Raw genomic sequence first — 16,149 nt, 5'->3', positions numbered from 1 at the left:
GGCGACGGCGCGGGCCGCCGTCCGGTTCCACCCGGCGGCGGTCCGTGCCGGCGGGTGGAACCGGACGGGTGTCGGGCACCCGGGCCGGACGGCTGCCGGGGGTGCCGCTCACCCGCGCAGGGGGGCGTGGGCGAACTCGGCGATCCCCTCGGCGAGCCCCACGGCGGCCCGGAACCCGAGTTCGGTCTCCGCCCGGGCGGGCGAGGCGACCACGTGCCGCACGTCGCCGAGGCGGAACTCGCCGGTGACCACGGGCGGCGGCCCGTCGGCGGCGCCGGCCAGTTCCGTGGCGACCTCGACGATGGTGGCCGGCCGGCCGGAGGCCACGTTGTACGCCCGCCAGCCGGTGGCGGTGCCGGTCGCGTCCAGCGCGGCGAGGTTGGCCGCCGCCACGTCGCGGACGTGGACGAAGTCGCGGCGCTGCCCGCCGTCCTCGAAGACCCGGGGCGCCCGGCCGGCCTCCAACGCGGACCGGAAGATCGCCGCGACCCCGCTGTACGGGGTGTCGCGGGGCATCCCCGGCCCGTAGACGTTGTGGTACCGCAGCGCCACCACCGCGCCGCCGGTCTGCCGGGCCCACGCGGCGGTCAGGTGCTCCTGGGCGGCCTTGCTGGCGGCGTACACGCTGCGCGGGTCGAGCGGATCGTCCTCGTCGACCAGCCCCGGGGTGAGCGTGGCGGCGCAGCGCGGGCAGGTCGGCTCGTACCGGCCGGCGGCCAGGTCGGCGACGGTACGCGGTGCGGGGCGCACCGGACCGTGCCCGGCGCAGGCGTAGGCGCCCTCGCCGTAGACCACCATGGAGCTGGCCAGCACCAGCCGGTGCACGCCCGCCCGGGCCATCGCGGCGAGCAGCACGGCGGTGCCGAGGTCGTTGCAGCCGACGTACTCGGGCAGGTCGTCGAGGTCGACGCCGAGGCCGACCATGGCGGCCTGGTGCACCACCGCGTCGACCCCGTCGGCCAGGACGTCGGCGAGGGCGGGCCGGTCCCGGACGTCGATCCGGAGCAGCGGTGCGCCCGCCACCGTGTCGGGTAGCGGCCGGCGGTGCGCGCCGGGGTGGCCGGAGTCCACCACGGTCACCCGGTGGCCGGCGTCGTGCAGGGCGGTCACCACATGGGTGCCGATGAAACCGGCGCCGCCGGTGACGAGTACGTGGGTCACCCGCCGACGGTAGGGCCGGTGACCGGCGTCGCGCCGCGACGACGACCAGCCGTCAGGGGTTCGTAAGAACTGCGCGGCGGCCGGGGATTCCGTCATCGTCAGGTAAGAATTTCCGGGCCGGTGGTGCCCTAGCGTCCCGCTGCATGACCGATGTGGTTCTTCCCTGCCGCGACGAGGCCCCGGCCCTGCCCGACCTGCTGGCGCGGATGCCGGCCGGCTACCGGCCGATCGTGGTGGACAACGGCTCGACCGACGGGTCGGCGGCGGTGGCCCGGGCCTGCGGGGCCGAGGTGATCAGCGTGGCCGAGCCCGGGTACGGCGCGGCCGTGCACGCCGGGGTGCTGGCGGCCGACCCGGTCGACGGGGTGGTGTGCGTGCTGGACGCCGACGGGTCGTTCGACCCGGCGCAGCTGCCCCGGCTGGCCGATCCGGTCCGGTCCGGCGCGGCGCACCTGGGCACCGGCCGGCGTCGGCCGACGGGGCGTGGGGTGTGGCCGTGGCACGCCCGGGTCGGCAACGCCGTGCTGGCCCACCGGCTGCGCCGCACCACCGGCCTCGACGTCCACGACATCGGGCCGATCCGGGCCGTCCGCCGCGACGACCTGCTGGCCCTGGGGTTGCGGGACCGCCGCTTCGGTTACCCGCTGGAGCTGCTGATCGCGGCCGGTCGGGCGGGCTGGCGGGTGGTGGAGGTCGACGTCGACTACCACCCCCGGGCGGCCGGCACCCGGTCGAAGGTGACCGGCACCGTGCTCGGCACCGCCCGCGCCGTGCGGGACATGGGCACGGTGCTGGCCCGGTGAACGCCCACCGTCCACCGACCGCCCTGCGGGTGCTGGTGCTGGCCAAGACGCCGGTGCCCGGCCGGGTCAAGACGCGGCTCTGCCCGCCCTGCACGCCCGCGCAGGCCGCCCGGGTCGCCGCGGCGGCCCTGGCCGACACCCTCGACACCGTCGCCACGGCCACGGTCGACGCCCGGGTGCTGGTCGTCGACGGTGACCTGCCGGCTCCGCCGGGCTGGACGCGGCTCGCCCAGCGGGGTGGCCCGCTCGCCGACCGGCTCGCCCACGCGTTCGTCGACACCCGGGCGGGGGGCGCGGCGACCCTGCTGGTCGGCATGGACACCCCGCAGCTCACCGCCGCGCACCTGGACACCGCGCGGGACCTGCTCGGCCGGGCGGACGGGCCGGACGCGGTGCTCGGGCCGGCGGACGACGGCGGCTGGTGGACGCTGGGGCTGCGCGACCCCGGCCACGCCACGGTGCTGCGGACGGTCCCCACCTCCGTGGCGAGCACCGGCGCGCTGACCCTGGCCGCGTTGCGCCGCCGGGGCCTGCGGGTGCACCTGCTGCCCCGGCTGCGGGACGTGGACACCGCCGTCGACGCCCACGCGGTGGCGGCGCTGTGCCCGCCGGGCAGCCGGTTCGCCCGCGCCGTCGCCGTCGACGTCCCGTCGCCCACGGCGGTGGCCGGATGAACGCGGTGGCGTTGTTCGACGCCGTGTTCGACCGGGCCGCGTCGGGTGTCCCCGCCGCGTTCACCGCCCGGCACCCGAGCGGCGGGGTGCTGCGGTTCGACCCGGCGCTCTGGTGCCGGGACACCGTCGCCGGGGACGCGTCGCTGCTGGCCCGGTGCACCGGCCCGACCCTCGACGTCGGGTGTGGACCGGGCCGGCTCACCGGTGCGCTGATCGACGCGGGGCGGCCCGCGCTCGGCATCGACGTCAGCGCCACCGCCGTCCGGTTGGCCCGTCGGCGTGGCGCGGTGGCCCTGCGCCGGGACGTCTTCGGCCCGGTGCCGGGGGCCGGGCGGTGGCGGCACCTGCTGCTGGCCGACGGCAACGTGGGCATCGGCGGTGACCCGTACCGGCTGCTGCGCCGGTGCCGCCGGCTGCTGGCCGCCGACGGTCGGCTGCACGTCGAGTTCGCGCCACCCGGGACACCGGCCTGGTCCGGTACGGCCATGGTGCGGACGCCGGGCGGCGCGGACGGCCCGTTGCCCTGGGCCTGCGTACCCCTGGACGGTCTGTCGGCGCTGGCCGGGGCGACGGCGCTGCGGGTGCGCGACACCTGGACCGAGGCGGGCCGCTGGTTCGCCACCCTCGGCCCCCGGTGAGCGGCCGGCAGGCGGTGCCACGGCGGCCCGCCGGACGGTGGTCGGGATCGGTGCGCCCCGACCGGTTCCCGTCCCCGCAGCGGTCGACCCGGCTGACCAGCCAGCTCGGCGTCGCGCTCGGGGTGGCGTTCGCGGTCTGTTTCCTCACCGGGCTGCTCAGTCACCTGATCCAGCACCCGCCGGGCTGGTTCCGGTGGCCGGCCCGGCCGGTGGGGCTCTACCGGTTCACCCAGGGGCTGCACGTGGCGACCGGGCTGGCCACGGTGCCGCTGCTCGGGGCCAAGCTGTGGTCGGTCTACCACCACCTGTTCCGCTGGCCGCCGGTGCGGTCGGTCGCGCACGCGGTCGAACGCGCAAGCGTCGGTGTGCTGGTCGCCGCGGCCCTGTTCGAGGTGGTCGGCGGGGTGTTCAACGTCGCCCGCTGGTACGCGCCGATGCCGTTCTTCTTCACCGCCGGGCACTACCGGGTGGCGTGGCTGGCGGTGGGTGCGCTGCTGGTGCACGTCGGCGTGCAGTTGCCGGCCGTCCGGGCCGCGCTGGCCCGCCCGGGCGTCGAGTCGCCGCAGGAGCGGCTCAGCCGGCGCGGGCTGCTCGCCGGGGTGGCCGCCGCGGCCGGGCTGATCACCCTGACCACGGTCGGACAGACCGTACGGCCGTTGTCCGGCCTGGCGGTGCTCGCCCCGCGCCGGCCGGACGTCGGCCCGCAGGGGTTGCCGGTGAACCGGACCGCCCGCCGGGCCGGGGTGGACGTCGGGGATCCGGCGTACCGGCTGGTGCTCGACGGTCCGGGCGGACGGGTCGCGTTGGATCTCGCCGCCCTGTACGCCCTGCCGCAGCACACCGCCGACCTGCCGATCGCCTGTGTGGAGGGGTGGAGCGCGACCGGGCGGTGGACGGGGGTGCGGCTGCGGGACCTGGTCGCGCTGGTCGGGGCGGACCCGGACCGGGCGAGCGTCCGCGTCGAGTCGCTGGAGGCGGCCGGCCGCTACCGGGTGTCGACGGTCGGGCCGGCGCACGTGGGTGACCCGGCGACGCTTGTCGCGTTGCGGCTCGGCGGGGAGCCCCTGCATCCCGACCACGGCTACCCGGCCCGGTTGATCGCCCCGAACCGGCCGGGCGTGCTCCAGACCAAGTGGGTCGGCCGGATCGTCGTACGGGAGGCGGGGTGAGGACCCGGGTGGCGCTCGTCGCGGCCGGCGCCCTGCTCATCGGGTACGCCGTGGCGGGCGCACTGACCGACCCGGAGCTGGCCCCGGCGGGGGTGCTGGTGTTCCTGGCCGGGGTGCTGGTCGGGCACGACGTCGTCTGGATGGCCGGCCTGCTGGCCGTCGGGGCGCTGCTCGCCCGGTTCGTCCCGCGCCGGCACCGGCCGGTGGTGCGGGCCGGGGCGGTCGGTGCCGCCGCGCTCACCGTCGTGGCGCTGCCGCTGGTGCTGGGCTTCGGTCGGCCGCCGGACGATCCTTCGGTGCTGCCGCTGCCGTACGGCCGTAATCTCGCCGTGGTGCTGCTGCTCGTCGCCGCCGCGACGGCAGTGGGGTGCCTGGCGGTGGAGCTGCGGCACCGCAGGCGCACGGCCGGTCGGGACGGGGCGGGGGTGGCGTCGCGGGCCGACGACGAGGGCCCGCCGGGGCGTGTCGATCCGCCCTGACCGGGTGCCGCCCGGCGACGACACCACCCCATCGAACGATGCTCGTCGATTCTTGACACCCCGGAAGCGATCGCTGAGACTTGTCTGCAACACGCAGGCAACAATCAGGGCACCGGTCGCGGCGCGCCAATGTTAGCGCTAACAGCGATATCGGCGCGACGTCCCGACCAGAGAGGCCCGATCCCGTGACCGACCACTCCCCGACCCGGATCACGACGCCCTCAGCGGCGTCGCGGCGACACCGCCCGCTCCGCCGGCTGCTGGTCACGTTGGCCGCCGTGGCGACCGCGATGGTCGGCGGCGCGGTCGTCGTTTCGTCCCCGGCCACCGCCGCCACCAGCGGGTTCCGTGGCATGAACTGGGCCGTGCTGGGCGACAACTTCAGCACCGGCCCGCTCGTCGTGCAGGGCCTCAGCGCCTCCGACAGCAACGCGACGGTACGGGCCAAGGCCAACGCCCTCTACGACGACATGGCCGCCACCATGGGGGTCAACACCGTCCGGCTGCCGATCAACACGCACACGGTCGGGACGGCGTGGTGGGAGGCGTACCGGGGGGCCGTCGACGCCGCCACCGCACGCGGGTTCAAGGTCATCCTGGCGTACTGGGAGGACGGCGCCGCCTCCGGTGGCCGGATCACCAACCTCGCCGCCTGGAACGCGATGTGGTCCACGGTGACCAACACGTACGGCAGCAACCCCAACGTCTACTTCGAACCGATGAACGAGCCGCACGGCTACAGCTCGGCGGAGTGGCGCAACGTGGCCGCCAACTGGCTCAGCTACCACTACTCGGCGGCGCCCGGCCGGGTGCTCATCGGCGGCACCGGCTTCAGCCAGGACCTGCGGGACATCTGCAACGACAGCCGGTTCAACGCGACGCTGCTCTCCTTCCACCACTACGCGTTCTTCTACAGCGAGATGAGCTACGACGCCTTCCGCAGCCACATCCAGACCCGCCTGGGCAACTGCGCCTCCCGCGCCGTCGCCACCGAGTGGGGCGCGCCGATGAACGACGGCCGCAACTACGCCGACGCCAACAGCACCGACAACTTCGTCCGGCACATCCGGGCCATGGCCCAGGTGATGCGGGACAACCAGATGGGTGGCACCTACTGGCCCGCCCTCGGCGGCAAGCCCGGCACCATCGGCTACGACTGGTACTCGATGTACGCGCTCAGCGGCAGCGGCACCGACCTGAACCTGAGCGTCCGGAACCCCTCCGGGGCCGACCGGGTCCGCTACGGGTGGGGCGACACCGTCGGCGACGGCCCCACCACTCCCCCGCCGAGCAGCGGAACGTACTACCGGGTCACCGTGCGGCACAGCGGCAAGGCGATGGACGTCCAGCAGCCGAACACCGACAACGGCGCGCGGGTCGGCCAGTACACCTACGCCGGCAACGCCTGGCAGCAGTGGCAGTTCGTCGACGCCGGCAGCGGCTGGTGGCGGCTGGTCAGCCGGCACAGCGGGAAGTGCCTCGACGTGACGAGCGCCTCCACGGCCGACGGTGCCGAACTCATCCAGTACACCTGCGGCAGCGGCACCAACCAGCAGTTCCAGATGGTCACCAACGGCAGCTTCTTCCAGCTCCGGGCCCGGCACAGCAACAAGTGCGTGGACGTGCCGGCCTCGTCGACCGCCGACGGCCAGGTGCTCAAGCAGTACGCCTGCAACACCGGCGCCAACCAGCAGTGGTCCCGCACGGCCGTCTGACGTCCCACCCCGCCGCCGTACCGGCCCGGCCCGCGTACCCGGGCGGGTCGGTGCGGCGGCGGGCCTCCCGTGGGCCGGTGACCCGCGACCGTGGCAACCGGCCCTACCGGGCGGGTCGGTCGCCGGCGGCGGGGCCGGGCAGGCGACGGGCCAGTTCCCGGCGCAGCAGGTCACGGCCGGGGCGCTGGTGGACCAGTGGAACCCGGATCTCGTACGGCCGGCTCTGCCCGGCGACCGCCCACTCCCACCGGGCGAGCGGAGGGATGGTCTGCTCCGGGTCGGCCGGCTCGATCACCAGGACCGGGTACAGCCGCCCCGTGATCTCCGCGCGGGCGACGTTCGACCACCCGACGACCAGGGTGCGCTCACCCGGGCCGGCCACCTCGAGGTGGTCCGCGGTGAGCCGCAGCGGCAGCTGCGGCTGGTGACCGGTGGACGACGGACGGGCCGCCCCGCGCAGCAGGCCGAGGGCCAGGATCCACAGCGCGGGTGTCCACAGCCCGTCCCACCAGGGGTCACCGGAGACCAGGTTGGCCACCGCCACCGCCAGCGCCGCCGTCAGCACGGCCACCGCCAGGACGGCGACCTGACGCCTGCGGGAGCGACGGAACTCGATGGTGGGCGGGTCACCGGCGGCGGTCATCACGGCGTTCTGCCCGGCCGGCCGGAGAGCCAAACGGACCGTTCCCGCCGGGCACGCCCGTCAGTGCAGCCGACGTTTCCAGTCCCCCGGTACCCGGCCTTCGGGGCCGGGGGCCGGCTGGTCGGACGGGCGCGAGTGCGGCGGGGCCAGCTCCGGGCCGCGCGGGTGGAACCGGTCCGCCGGATAGTCCCAGAACCAGTCCTCGCCGGGTTCGAAACTCTGCACCACCGGATGCCCCTCGGTGGCGGCGTGCGCCGTCGCGTGCTGGCCCGGCGACGAGTCGCAGCAGCCGACGTGGCCGCAGGCCGCGCAGCGGCGCAGGTGGAACCACCACCCGCCGGACGACTCGCACTCGACGCAGCCGGGACCGCTGGGCGGCGCTGCCGGATTGATCCCCACCGTGGTCGCGGTGAGCGGCTCGGGTTGATCCTGCACGCGGCGTTCCTCTCGACTCGCCGGCTACGGTACCCGGACCGTCGCCGTGGCGTCCCGCCCCCGTTCACCCCGGCCGGGTGAGCCGGCCGCACCGGTGCGCCCCCGTTCACCGTCGCCCGGTGCCGCCGGGTCACCCGTCGCGCCCGGCAGGGTCCACCGGGTGCGCGGCGGACCCGTCAGAGGTCGGCCAGGATGCCGGCCAGTTCGACCGGCCGGCTGAGCATCGGCCAGTGCCCGGAGTCGATGTCGACCAGGTCGACCTGCCGGGCCTTGGCGAGTTCGGGCAGGTCACCCGCGTCGATCAGGGCCTGTGCCTGGGCCGGGGAAAACTCGGGGCAGACCAGCACGACCGGCACCTCGTACCGCCGGGTGTCGGTCAGCCGGACGGTCCCCCGGGCGACCTGCTCGGGCACCGGGACGGCGGCGGTGGCGAACTCCCGCCGGGCCCGGTCGTCGAGGTCGGCCGCGTCCGGGCCCTCGAAGGGCGCCCAGCCGGGGAAGGGCATCACGCCGTCCTCGATCGGGAAGAAGTCGGCGTAGGAGTCCCCGTCGGCCGGTGGGAACCCGCCGATCAGCACCACCCTGCGCACCGTCGAGGGGCGGGCGTCGGCGGCCAGCCAGGCCAGGGAGCAGGCGGCCGAGTGCCCCACCACCACCGACCCGCCCGGTGCCGCGTCGACAGCGGCCAGCACCGCGTCGACCTGGTCGTCGAGCGTCGCCGTGGTGTTCCCGTCACCCTGGCCGGGCAGGCGCACCGCGACCGCGTGCCGGCCGCGCCGCGCCAGTTCGGCCACCACGCCGTCCCACACCAGGGCGTCGAGCCAGAGACCACCGACCAGGACGATCCGTTCATCCGTCATACCGTCAACCTAGAACCGGTTCCGGACGTTTTCCTTCCGGTACCGTCCGGGCGTGGAGAACGCCGTCAGCCCCACCGCCCGCGCCCTGCGGACGCTCGACATCCTGCGCGACCGGCCCGGCACGACGGCCGCCCAGCTCGCCGCGGGTCTCGGCGTGACCGAGCGCGCCGCACGCCGCTACGTCGAGGTCCTCCGGGAGGCCGGCATCCCGGTCGAGTCCGTCCGGGGGCCGTACGGGGGCTACCGGCTCGGCCGGGGCGCGCGGCTGCCGGCCGTCGTGTTCACCCAGGAGCAGGTCCTCGGCCTGGTGATGGCCGTGCTCGACGGGCAGCCGGCCGCGGTCGACGCCGACGGGCTGGTCGGTACCGCGTTGAGCAAGCTCATCCGGGCGCTGCCCGACAGCCTCGGACGGCAGGCGGCGGCGCTGCGCACGTACGCGGCGGCCGCCGCCGACCGGCGGGCGGTGCACGCCGACCCGATCACGACCAGCGCGCTGGTCACGGCCGTGGCCGACCGTCGTCGGGTGGCCGTCAGCTACACCACCGAGGGTGGCACGTCGTGGGAGGCCGAGGTCGACCCGTGGGCGGTGGTGGTGCGCCACGGCCGCTGGTACCTGCTGTGCCACTCGCACCGGGCGGACGCGGTCCGCACGTACCGCATCGACCGGATCGGCGCGGTGCGGCACCTGCCGCAGCCGTTCACCCCGCCCGCCGACCTCGACCCCGTCGCCACCCTGGAGGCGCACCTGGGCTCCGGGTGGAAGTACCCGACCCGGGTGGTGTTCCACGAGCCCTACGAACGGGTGGCGCCCTGGGTCGGGCCGACGATGGGCCGGCTGGAGCCGGCCGGCGAGCGCTGCGTGCTCACCGGCAGCACCACCAACACCCGGATGTACGCCGGGGAGTGGCTGGCCGCCGTCCCGTTCGGGTTCACCGTCGAGGAGGGGCCCGAGCTGCGGGCGGCGGTGGCCGCGCTCGCCGCCCGCCTCACCGCCGCCGTGGCGGACACCCCCCGACCGGCGGCGGCGCGGTCGGGGGACGAGCCCCACCCCGGTCAGTAGACGAACGGCCAGCCGGCGGTGTCGTAGCCGAGCAGGTTGATACCGAGCAGCGACGCGCCGTTGTCGGCGTAGTAGTGGTAGACGAGCACCTCGGCGTCGGTGTCGGTGAACACCGCCTGGTGCCCGGGTCCGTGGATGCTGCCGTGCCCGGCGAGCACCTGGGTGCCGCCCCCGGCGGTCATCGCCACCCCGTTGCGGTCGACGTACGGCCCGGTGACCGAGGTGGACCTGCCCACCATGATCCGGTACGTGCTCGCCGCGCCCTGGCAGCAGCGGTCGAACGACACCCACAGGTAGTAGTAGTTGCCGTGCCGGACGATCACCGGCGCCTCGATGGCCCCTCCGTTGCGGCCCGCGATGCTGTGCACGGTCGCATCGGAGCGTTTCCCGGTGGCCGGGTTCAGCGCCACCATCTTGATACCGGACCAGAACGATCCGAAGCTGAGCCACCACCTGCCGGTGGCGTCGACCACCAGGTTCGGGTCGATGGCGTTGAAGGTGTCCGACGTGCGGGACTCGATCACCAGCCCCTGGTTGGTCCAGCTGCCCGACGCCCCGGTGGTGCTCGTGGCCAGGAAGATCGCCGACCGGTTGGAGCCGAACGTCGAGGCCGAGTAGTACAGCCAGTACCGGCCGTCGCGGTAGGACAGGTCCGGCGCCCACAGGTTGCGGCTGCCCCCGGTGTAGGTGGTGGTCCACGGCGCGCCGCCCGGGAACACCGTGCCGGCGTCGCGGAACGCGGTCCGGTCGGTGGAGGCCTTGAGCGCGATGTTGTCGCCGGTGTGCGCGACCAGGTAGCCGCCGCCGGGGCGGATCACGATCGTCGGGTCGTGCACCCCGACGTCCCCGGTGACCCGGCCCGGTCCAGGGTAGGAGGCGGGTGGGGTGGTGGGGGTGGCGGCCACCCGGGGCGCGGCGGTCGAGGCCGACGGTGATCCTCCGGCGATGCCGGCGGCCACCAGCACGACCGACAGGCAGACCAACGCCAGCCGGCGGAGGGTGGACGGATTCTGTACGGAGGCGAGCGAAGTGGTCACGACAGTTCCCTGGGTCGGGCGTCGGGCAGCGTGGTGCCGACGCGACGCGACGTCGACAAAAAATGTCGAGATCATTGCATTCGTATTTTCCCGAAGCTAACGCAGACATCGAAGCATGTCAACGCCTAGCGCTGCCGCTCCCCACCCGCCGACACTCCCGGGCAGCCCGTGCCGCAGAGGCCGCGACGAACCGCTCCCGGCGGGCCCCGCACCACGGTGTCGACGACCGCCCACGCAGGGATCTTGCCACCGGCGTCCGCACCCGAAAGGGGCGACACGACCCGCCACGATGGGACAGGGCCACGATCGGCAAGGAACTGCGAGGTATTGAGATGCTCATCTCCGCCGACAGCATCAGGGCACGACGAGGAGACAGCGACCCTATGCTTGTCGCCGGAATACCTGCGGCCGGTCGGGTGGCAGGAAAAGCACCAGTCCGAGGATCTGCGAATGCGTCGGAAATCTGCTCTGGACAATGGCATCGCTGACGTCACCACGGCAATTACCCGCAGTGGAACGTCAACCTCCCCCGCAGCGGACGCCGCGCGCCGATCCGCGGTTGCCGAGGAACAGGAGTTTCTCGACTCGGCCATGGCCCAGCGCGACACTCTCGTCGACCACCTGCAGGCAGAGCTTTCCTCAGCTGCCCTGGACGTGTTGGAACGGGCGCGGCTGCGCATGCTCCGCCAGCAGTACGAGCAGCTGCGGCGGGCGCAGGAACGGTTGGTCTTCGGCCGCCTCGACGGTCTTGACGGCACCGTGCGGCACGTGGGCCGGGTCGGCCTGCGCAACGACGACGAGGACGGTGAGCCGCTGCTGCTGGACTGGCGCGCTCCCGCGGCCCGGCCGTTCTACACCGCGACGGCTGTCGACCCGCAGGGGCAGGCACGGCGTCGGCACATCCGCACGACGGGACCGGTGGTCGTCGGGGTGGACGACGAGCCGCTGGACGGGACCATGACAGCGGAACTCGTCGGTGAGGGCGCGCTGCTGGCCGCCCTGGACCAGCGGCGCACCGGTCACATGTCGGCAGCGATCTCCACGCTGCAACGCGAACAGGACGACATCATCCGGGCGGAGGCGACCGGCCCGCTGATCGTGCAGGGCGGTCCCGGCACCGGAAAGACGGTGGTGGCCCTGCACCGCGTCGCCTATCTGCTGTTCGCCCACTCGACAATGGCCGACCAGGCGGTCCTGGTCCTCGGTCCCTCCCCGCGGTTCCTCCGGTACATCGCCCAGGTGCTGCCCGCGCTCGGTGAGACCGCCGTCGTCTCGGCGACCTGCGACACCCTGCTGCCCGGCATCCGCGTGGGCCGCGACGAGAGCCGCACTCTCGCCGAGATCAAGGGCCGCGCCCTGTGGCAGGCCGCGCTCGAGAACTACGTCGGCTCGCTGTTCCCCCGGCCCCGTGAGTTGAAGCTGCGCTGGGAGGGCGAGTTCTACGTCATCCCCGCCGGGACGGTCGCCCAGATACTCGCCTCGGTGCGGGGGCGTCCCTATCACCGGGCCCGCGAGGCGTGCGCCGAGCAGCTGCACCACCTCCTGACCGAAGCCGTCGTCGATCAACGCGAGGCGCTGATGCACGCGATGGAGGAGGGCTTCGAGGACATCCTCGCCCGCGTCGACCGGAGCATGGAGCATGACCACCGGCCCGGCGGTGGGCCCACCGGCAGTGACGTCGACGGGCTGCTCTCCGAGGAGGAGATCGACATTCTCCGTGGTCGTATCGGGGAGAACGCGACCATCGCCCGGTTCGTCGAGGCCTGGTGGCCCACCCTCGACGCCGAAGAGCTGGTGGGAGGTCTCCTGACCGACCGCGCCCTGCTCGCCCGCTTCGTTCCCCAGTTGTCCGCGGCGGAGATCACCGCCGTATCGACCGAGCCCGCACCGTGGGCTTCGAGCGACATCCCCCTGCTCGACGCCGTCGCCGACCTGCTGGGCGAAACCGAGGCTCCGCCACCGCCTGGCGATTTCGTCGCCGACCACGCTCGCCAGCAGCGCGGCTGGGTGTACGGCCACGTCGTCATCGACGAGGCGCAGGAGCTGTCCGAGATGCAGTGGCAGATGGTGCTGCGGCGTTGTCCCAGTCGATCCGTCACGGCGGTCGGCGACATCGATCAGACGGAGGCGGCGCACCGGCACACCAGCTGGGCACAGGCGGTACGGGCAGCTTTCGGCGAGCGGTGGACCGCAGCGGAACTCACCATCTGTTACCGCACCCCGCGCGAGGTCATGGACCTCACCGGGCCCGTCCTGAAGCAGGCCGGTAGCCACAACTCCCCGCCCCGGGCGGTGCGTTCCTGCGGCATCGACCCCTGGGTGCGCACGGTCGCCCCTGCGGAGCTTGCCGCCACCGCTGCCCGGGCCGTCCGGCAGTTGCAGCAACGGTGGCACGGCGGCACGGTGGGCGTCATCGCCCCCGCCGACCGCATCGCCGAACTCCACGCCGTACTGAGTGACGTACCGGTGCTCACCGCGGTCCAGGCCAAGGGACTGGAATGGGATGCGGCGCTCCTCGTCGACCCCCAGGGCATCGCCGCTGGGCCGCGCGGATGGAACGGCCTCTACGTCGCGCTCACCCGATGCACCCAGGAACTCGGACAGCTGGTTCTCGCGTAGCGGGAGTCTGCGGGTGTGCCGCCGTCCCGCCGAAGGCCGGTCACCGCTGGCGCAGGGTGGCCAGGGCACCGCCCCAGGCCGTCACCTCGTCGAGCATCCGGTGCAGGACGTCCACCTGGTTGCCGGCGGGCCGCACCTCGCCATCGGCGTCGAACTCGGCGAAACAGTGCAGGCCGACCTGGTCGCGGACGTCGGCGACGTGCACTTCGGCCAGCACCAGCCGCAGGTGCTCGACGGCCCGGGCACCGCCGTTGAGGCCGTACCCGACGAAACCCGCCGACTTGTGGTGCCACTCGGTGTAGAGGTAGTCGATCGCGTTCTTCAGCACGCCGGGACCGGCTCGTCGAGGTGTGGCAGGTCGTGGTCGGCCAGGTCGGGCGCGGGGCCGGCCCGGACGTCGTCGGCCGGGCCGGCCCCGTGTGCGGGGTCAGACCGTGACGACCCGGTTGTCCACGATGGAGGTGAACGTCGACTCGGGGCTGATCAGACCCCACTTCACCATCCACCGGTAGGTGCGCTCGAACTCGGCCTCCGGGTACGGCTCCGGGTCGACGTAGCGCAGCCGGCCCAGCCGGAAGTCCGCCGGCTCCAGCTTCACCAGGTCCTCGGGCACCTCGGCGACGAAGTGGTGCAGGTACGGCCGGATGTCCTCGTTGATCTTCGCGACGGCCCGGCGGACGGCCCGGTCGACGGCGGCGAAGGTCTCCGGGTCGACGTCGGCGCTGGCGATCTCCGAGCCGACGTAGAACGCCTCGGTGATCAGCACGTAGCCGAGCTTCTCGGCGGCGGTGGTCCACGGCTCCATCAGCGCCACCGCGTCGATCTCGCCGTCGCGCAGCTTGCGGAACCGTTCGGCCGGTCCGCCGGCGTGCACCACCTTGATCTCGTCGGAGTCCAGGAAGCCCTCCAGGGACTGGATGGCCAGGTAGTGCGAGCCGTGGTGGAAGTTGACGCCGACGGTCTTGTTGGCCAGGGCCTGCGGGTGCCTGACGTCGGAGTCGGGCCGCACGAAGATCGCCTGGCTGGCCACGGAGGCCCGCTTGGCGATGATCTGGCCGCCGCGTCCGCTGTCGTGGGACCGGCGGATCTGCCCCCACTCGCAGGCCCGGTAGAGGGAGACGTCGCCGCTCTCGAACGGCTTGGAGATGCCGCCGAACGAGCTGACCAGTTCGTGTTCCTCGATCGGCTTGAGCACCGCGTCGTACGAGCCGGGGGCGACCAGTTCCAGGTCGATGCCCTCCTCGGCGAAGTAGCCGTGCTCCAGGCCGACGAGGTACGGCAGGGTGAAGATGGCGCCGCTGCGGACGCTCCTGACCTTCTTGAGTGCCACCGTGGTGGTCCTTTCTGTGCTGGTGTCGTGCTGTGCGTTATCGGGCGGGTGTGGCGGTCGGTGGTGCCGTCGACGGGTCCTCGTTGCCCACCACCTCCTCTCCCGGGGTGGGTCCGGGCGGCGGCCGCAGCAGCCGCCACGTCGCGTACGCGCAGTACGCGGCGGTGGCCGCGACGAGTCCGTACGCGACGCGCAGGGCGGTGGTGAAGTCGTCGCCCGCCTCGGCGGCGACCCGGGCGACGTCGTCGGTGGGCTGGCCGGTCAGGGCCAGCACCGACACGACCACCGCGCCGAGGACGGCGACGCCGAGGTTGGTGCCGATCTGCCGGGAGGCGCTGGTGATGGCGCTGGCCACCCCGGCCCGGTCGCGGGGCAGGCTGTTCACGGCCGTGTTGGTGGCCGGCGGGTTGACCAGGCCCATGCCGGCGCCGAGCAGGAGGTAGCCGACGAGCAGCGGGGCCAGGCCCGCGTCGGTGGTCACGGTCAGGGCGAGCAGGGTCATCGACGCCACGAACGACAGGTGCCCGACGGTGGCGGGCAGCCGGCCGCCGTGCCGGCCGACGATGCGGCCGGAGACGTTGGCGAGCACCAGCGTGCCGAGGGTGGTCGGCAGGGTGAGCAGGCCGGTGGCCAGCGGGCTGTATCCGCGGACCTGTTGCAGATAGAAGGTGTTGACGAAGGTGAACCCGCCCAGCGCCAGGTAGGCCACGATCGCGGTGAGCACCGCGCCGCGCAGCGCGGGGATCGCCAGGTGACGCGGGTCGAGCACCGGGTCGGGGCGACGGCGGGCCGCCGGCACGTACCCGACGGCGGCGGCCACCGCCACGGCCACCGCGACCAGGACCGGGCCGGTCAGCCAGCCCCGGCTGGGGCCGTCGATCAGGGCGAACGTGAAGCCGACCAGGACCAGGGCGGCCAGCGTGTTGCCCAGTCCGTCGAGGCGTCGGGGCGGGCCGGCCACGACGCCCGGCGGCAGCAGCCGGGTGCCCAGGTACAGCAGGGCCGCGCCGCCGACGCTCACGGCGAAGAGGCTGCGCCAGCCGGCGGCCTGCACCAGCACCCCGCCGACCAGGGGTCCGCAGGCGGCCGACACCCCGGCCGTCGCGCTCCAGGTGCCCAGTGCCCGGCCGCGTCGTACCGCGTCGGGGAACAGGTTGGCGATGAGGGCGAGGGCGGGCGGGGCCATCAACGCTCCCCCGACGCCCTGCACGCCCCGGGCGGCGATCAGGGCGGGCGCGTGCGGGGCCGCCCCGCACAGCACCGACCCCGCCGCGAACACCAGCAGCCCGACCCGGAACATCCGCCGCCGCCCGTACCGGTCGGCGACCGCGCCGCAGAGCAGGGTGAGGCTGGCCCGCACCAGCGCGTTGCTGGTCGCCACCCACTGCAACTCGGTCGTGCTCAGCCTCAGTTCGCGGTGCACCGACGGCAGGGCGAGGTTCAACGCCGCGCCGTCGAGGACGCCGAGGAACAGCGTGCCGCAGCACACCAGCAGGGCGGCGCGGCTGCGCCAGGGCAGGGACACC

General features: G+C 74.1%; 16 protein-coding genes. 8 read left to right on the top strand and 8 right to left on the bottom strand.

Annotated features, from left to right (window positions below; all coding sequences use genetic code 11):
- Positions 1-108: 108 nt before the first annotated feature.
- Positions 109-1,161, bottom strand: a complete 1,053-nt coding sequence (locus H1A17_RS05580) for an NAD(P)-dependent oxidoreductase (protein ID WP_240762813.1) — start codon at positions 1,159-1,161, stop codon at positions 109-111.
- Positions 1,162-1,304: 143 nt separating this feature from the next.
- Between H1A17_RS05580 and H1A17_RS05575 the strand changes: the two genes are divergently transcribed.
- The 6 genes from H1A17_RS05575 (at position 1,305) to H1A17_RS05550 (ending at position 6,639) form a co-directional block, all read left to right on the top strand.
- Positions 1,305-1,964, top strand: coding sequence for a glycosyltransferase family 2 protein (locus H1A17_RS05575; protein WP_088646821.1), 660 nt, complete (start codon positions 1,305-1,307; stop codon positions 1,962-1,964).
- Positions 1,961-2,638, top strand: coding sequence for a DUF2064 domain-containing protein (locus H1A17_RS05570; RefSeq protein WP_240762811.1), 678 nt, complete (start codon positions 1,961-1,963; stop codon positions 2,636-2,638). The genes H1A17_RS05575 and H1A17_RS05570 overlap by 4 nt, the downstream gene beginning before the upstream one ends.
- On the top strand, positions 2,635-3,276 hold the full coding sequence (locus H1A17_RS05565; RefSeq protein WP_168222452.1) for a class I SAM-dependent methyltransferase: 642 nt from the start codon (positions 2,635-2,637) through the stop codon (positions 3,274-3,276). Before H1A17_RS05570 ends, H1A17_RS05565 begins: the two co-directional genes overlap by 4 nt.
- Positions 3,277-3,326: 50 nt before the next feature.
- The gene (locus H1A17_RS05560) at positions 3,327-4,445 is read left to right on the top strand and encodes a molybdopterin-dependent oxidoreductase (protein ID WP_309236707.1); all 1,119 of its coding nucleotides are present in this window, start codon (positions 3,327-3,329) and stop codon (positions 4,443-4,445) included.
- Positions 4,442-4,924, top strand: coding sequence for a hypothetical protein (locus H1A17_RS05555; protein WP_194821240.1), 483 nt, complete (start codon positions 4,442-4,444; stop codon positions 4,922-4,924). The genes H1A17_RS05560 and H1A17_RS05555 overlap by 4 nt, the downstream gene beginning before the upstream one ends.
- 185 nt (positions 4,925-5,109) lie before the next feature.
- Positions 5,110-6,639, top strand: coding sequence for an RICIN domain-containing protein (locus H1A17_RS05550; protein WP_194821239.1), 1,530 nt, complete (start codon positions 5,110-5,112; stop codon positions 6,637-6,639).
- 103 nt (positions 6,640-6,742) lie between these two features.
- Here H1A17_RS05550 and H1A17_RS05545 read toward each other — a convergent pair whose 3' ends face one another.
- The 3 genes from H1A17_RS05545 to H1A17_RS05535 form a co-directional block, all read right to left on the bottom strand.
- On the bottom strand, positions 6,743-7,315 hold the full coding sequence (locus H1A17_RS05545) for a hypothetical protein (protein ID WP_194821238.1): 573 nt from the start codon (positions 7,313-7,315) through the stop codon (positions 6,743-6,745).
- 27 nt (positions 7,316-7,342) lie between these two features.
- Positions 7,343-7,717, bottom strand: coding sequence for a UBP-type zinc finger domain-containing protein (locus H1A17_RS35285; RefSeq protein WP_145919290.1), 375 nt, complete (start codon positions 7,715-7,717; stop codon positions 7,343-7,345).
- Between the two features lie 176 nt (positions 7,718-7,893).
- Positions 7,894-8,577: an alpha/beta fold hydrolase gene (locus tag H1A17_RS05535; protein ID WP_194821237.1), complete on the bottom strand. Its 684-nt coding sequence runs from the start codon at positions 8,575-8,577 to the stop codon at positions 7,894-7,896.
- 52 nt (positions 8,578-8,629) lie between these two features.
- Here H1A17_RS05535 and H1A17_RS05530 point away from each other — a divergent pair, with 52 nt between their 5' ends.
- On the top strand, positions 8,630-9,637 hold the full coding sequence (locus H1A17_RS05530; protein WP_145919288.1) for a YafY family protein: 1,008 nt from the start codon (positions 8,630-8,632) through the stop codon (positions 9,635-9,637).
- Here H1A17_RS05530 and H1A17_RS05525 read toward each other — a convergent pair.
- Positions 9,631-10,674 carry an arabinan endo-1,5-alpha-L-arabinosidase gene (locus tag H1A17_RS05525; protein ID WP_309236706.1) on the bottom strand — a complete coding sequence of 348 codons (1,044 nt, stop codon included), beginning with the start codon at positions 10,672-10,674 and terminating at the stop codon, positions 9,631-9,633. The genes H1A17_RS05530 and H1A17_RS05525 overlap by 7 nt on opposite strands.
- Positions 10,675-11,061: 387 nt before the next feature.
- Between H1A17_RS05525 and H1A17_RS05520 the strand changes: the two genes are divergently transcribed.
- Positions 11,062-13,293 carry a UvrD-helicase domain-containing protein gene (locus H1A17_RS05520; protein WP_228542975.1) on the top strand — a complete coding sequence of 744 codons (2,232 nt, stop codon included), beginning with the start codon at positions 11,062-11,064 and terminating at the stop codon, positions 13,291-13,293.
- 40 nt (positions 13,294-13,333) lie between these two features.
- On the opposite strand, the gene H1A17_RS05515 is transcribed toward H1A17_RS05520, so the two are convergent.
- The 3 genes from H1A17_RS05515 to H1A17_RS05505 all read right to left on the bottom strand — a co-directional run bounded on the left by H1A17_RS05515 (position 13,334) and on the right by H1A17_RS05505 (position 16,148).
- Positions 13,334-13,621, bottom strand: coding sequence for an NAD(P)H-dependent oxidoreductase (locus H1A17_RS05515; RefSeq protein WP_309236705.1), 288 nt, complete (start codon positions 13,619-13,621; stop codon positions 13,334-13,336).
- Between the two features lie 99 nt (positions 13,622-13,720).
- On the bottom strand, positions 13,721-14,623 hold the full coding sequence (locus H1A17_RS05510) for an ABC transporter substrate-binding protein (RefSeq protein WP_194821235.1): 903 nt from the start codon (positions 14,621-14,623) through the stop codon (positions 13,721-13,723).
- A gap of 37 nt (positions 14,624-14,660) precedes the next feature.
- Positions 14,661-16,148 (bottom strand): MFS transporter, encoded by a 1,488-nt coding sequence (locus H1A17_RS05505; protein WP_194821234.1) that lies wholly within the window; start codon positions 16,146-16,148, stop codon positions 14,661-14,663.
- Between the last annotated feature and the right edge of the window lies 1 nt (position 16,149).

The organism is Micromonospora sp. S-DT3-3-22 (assembly GCF_015354745.1).
Lineage (GTDB): Bacteria > Actinomycetota > Actinomycetes > Mycobacteriales > Micromonosporaceae > Micromonospora > Micromonospora wenchangensis.
Note: the sequence above shows the minus strand (reverse complement) of the source record. Positions and strands in the feature narration are given on the sequence as shown.

Coding starts and splice junctions, on each gene's coding strand:
- H1A17_RS05565 (WP_168222452.1), top strand. CDS start 2,635: ATGAACGCGGTGGCGTTGTTCGACGCCGTGTTCGACCGGGCCGCGTCG.
- H1A17_RS05575 (WP_088646821.1), top strand. CDS start 1,305: ATGACCGATGTGGTTCTTCCCTGCCGCGACGAGGCCCCGGCCCTGCCC.
- H1A17_RS05535 (WP_194821237.1), bottom strand. CDS start 8,577: ATGACGGATGAACGGATCGTCCTGGTCGGTGGTCTCTGGCTCGACGCC.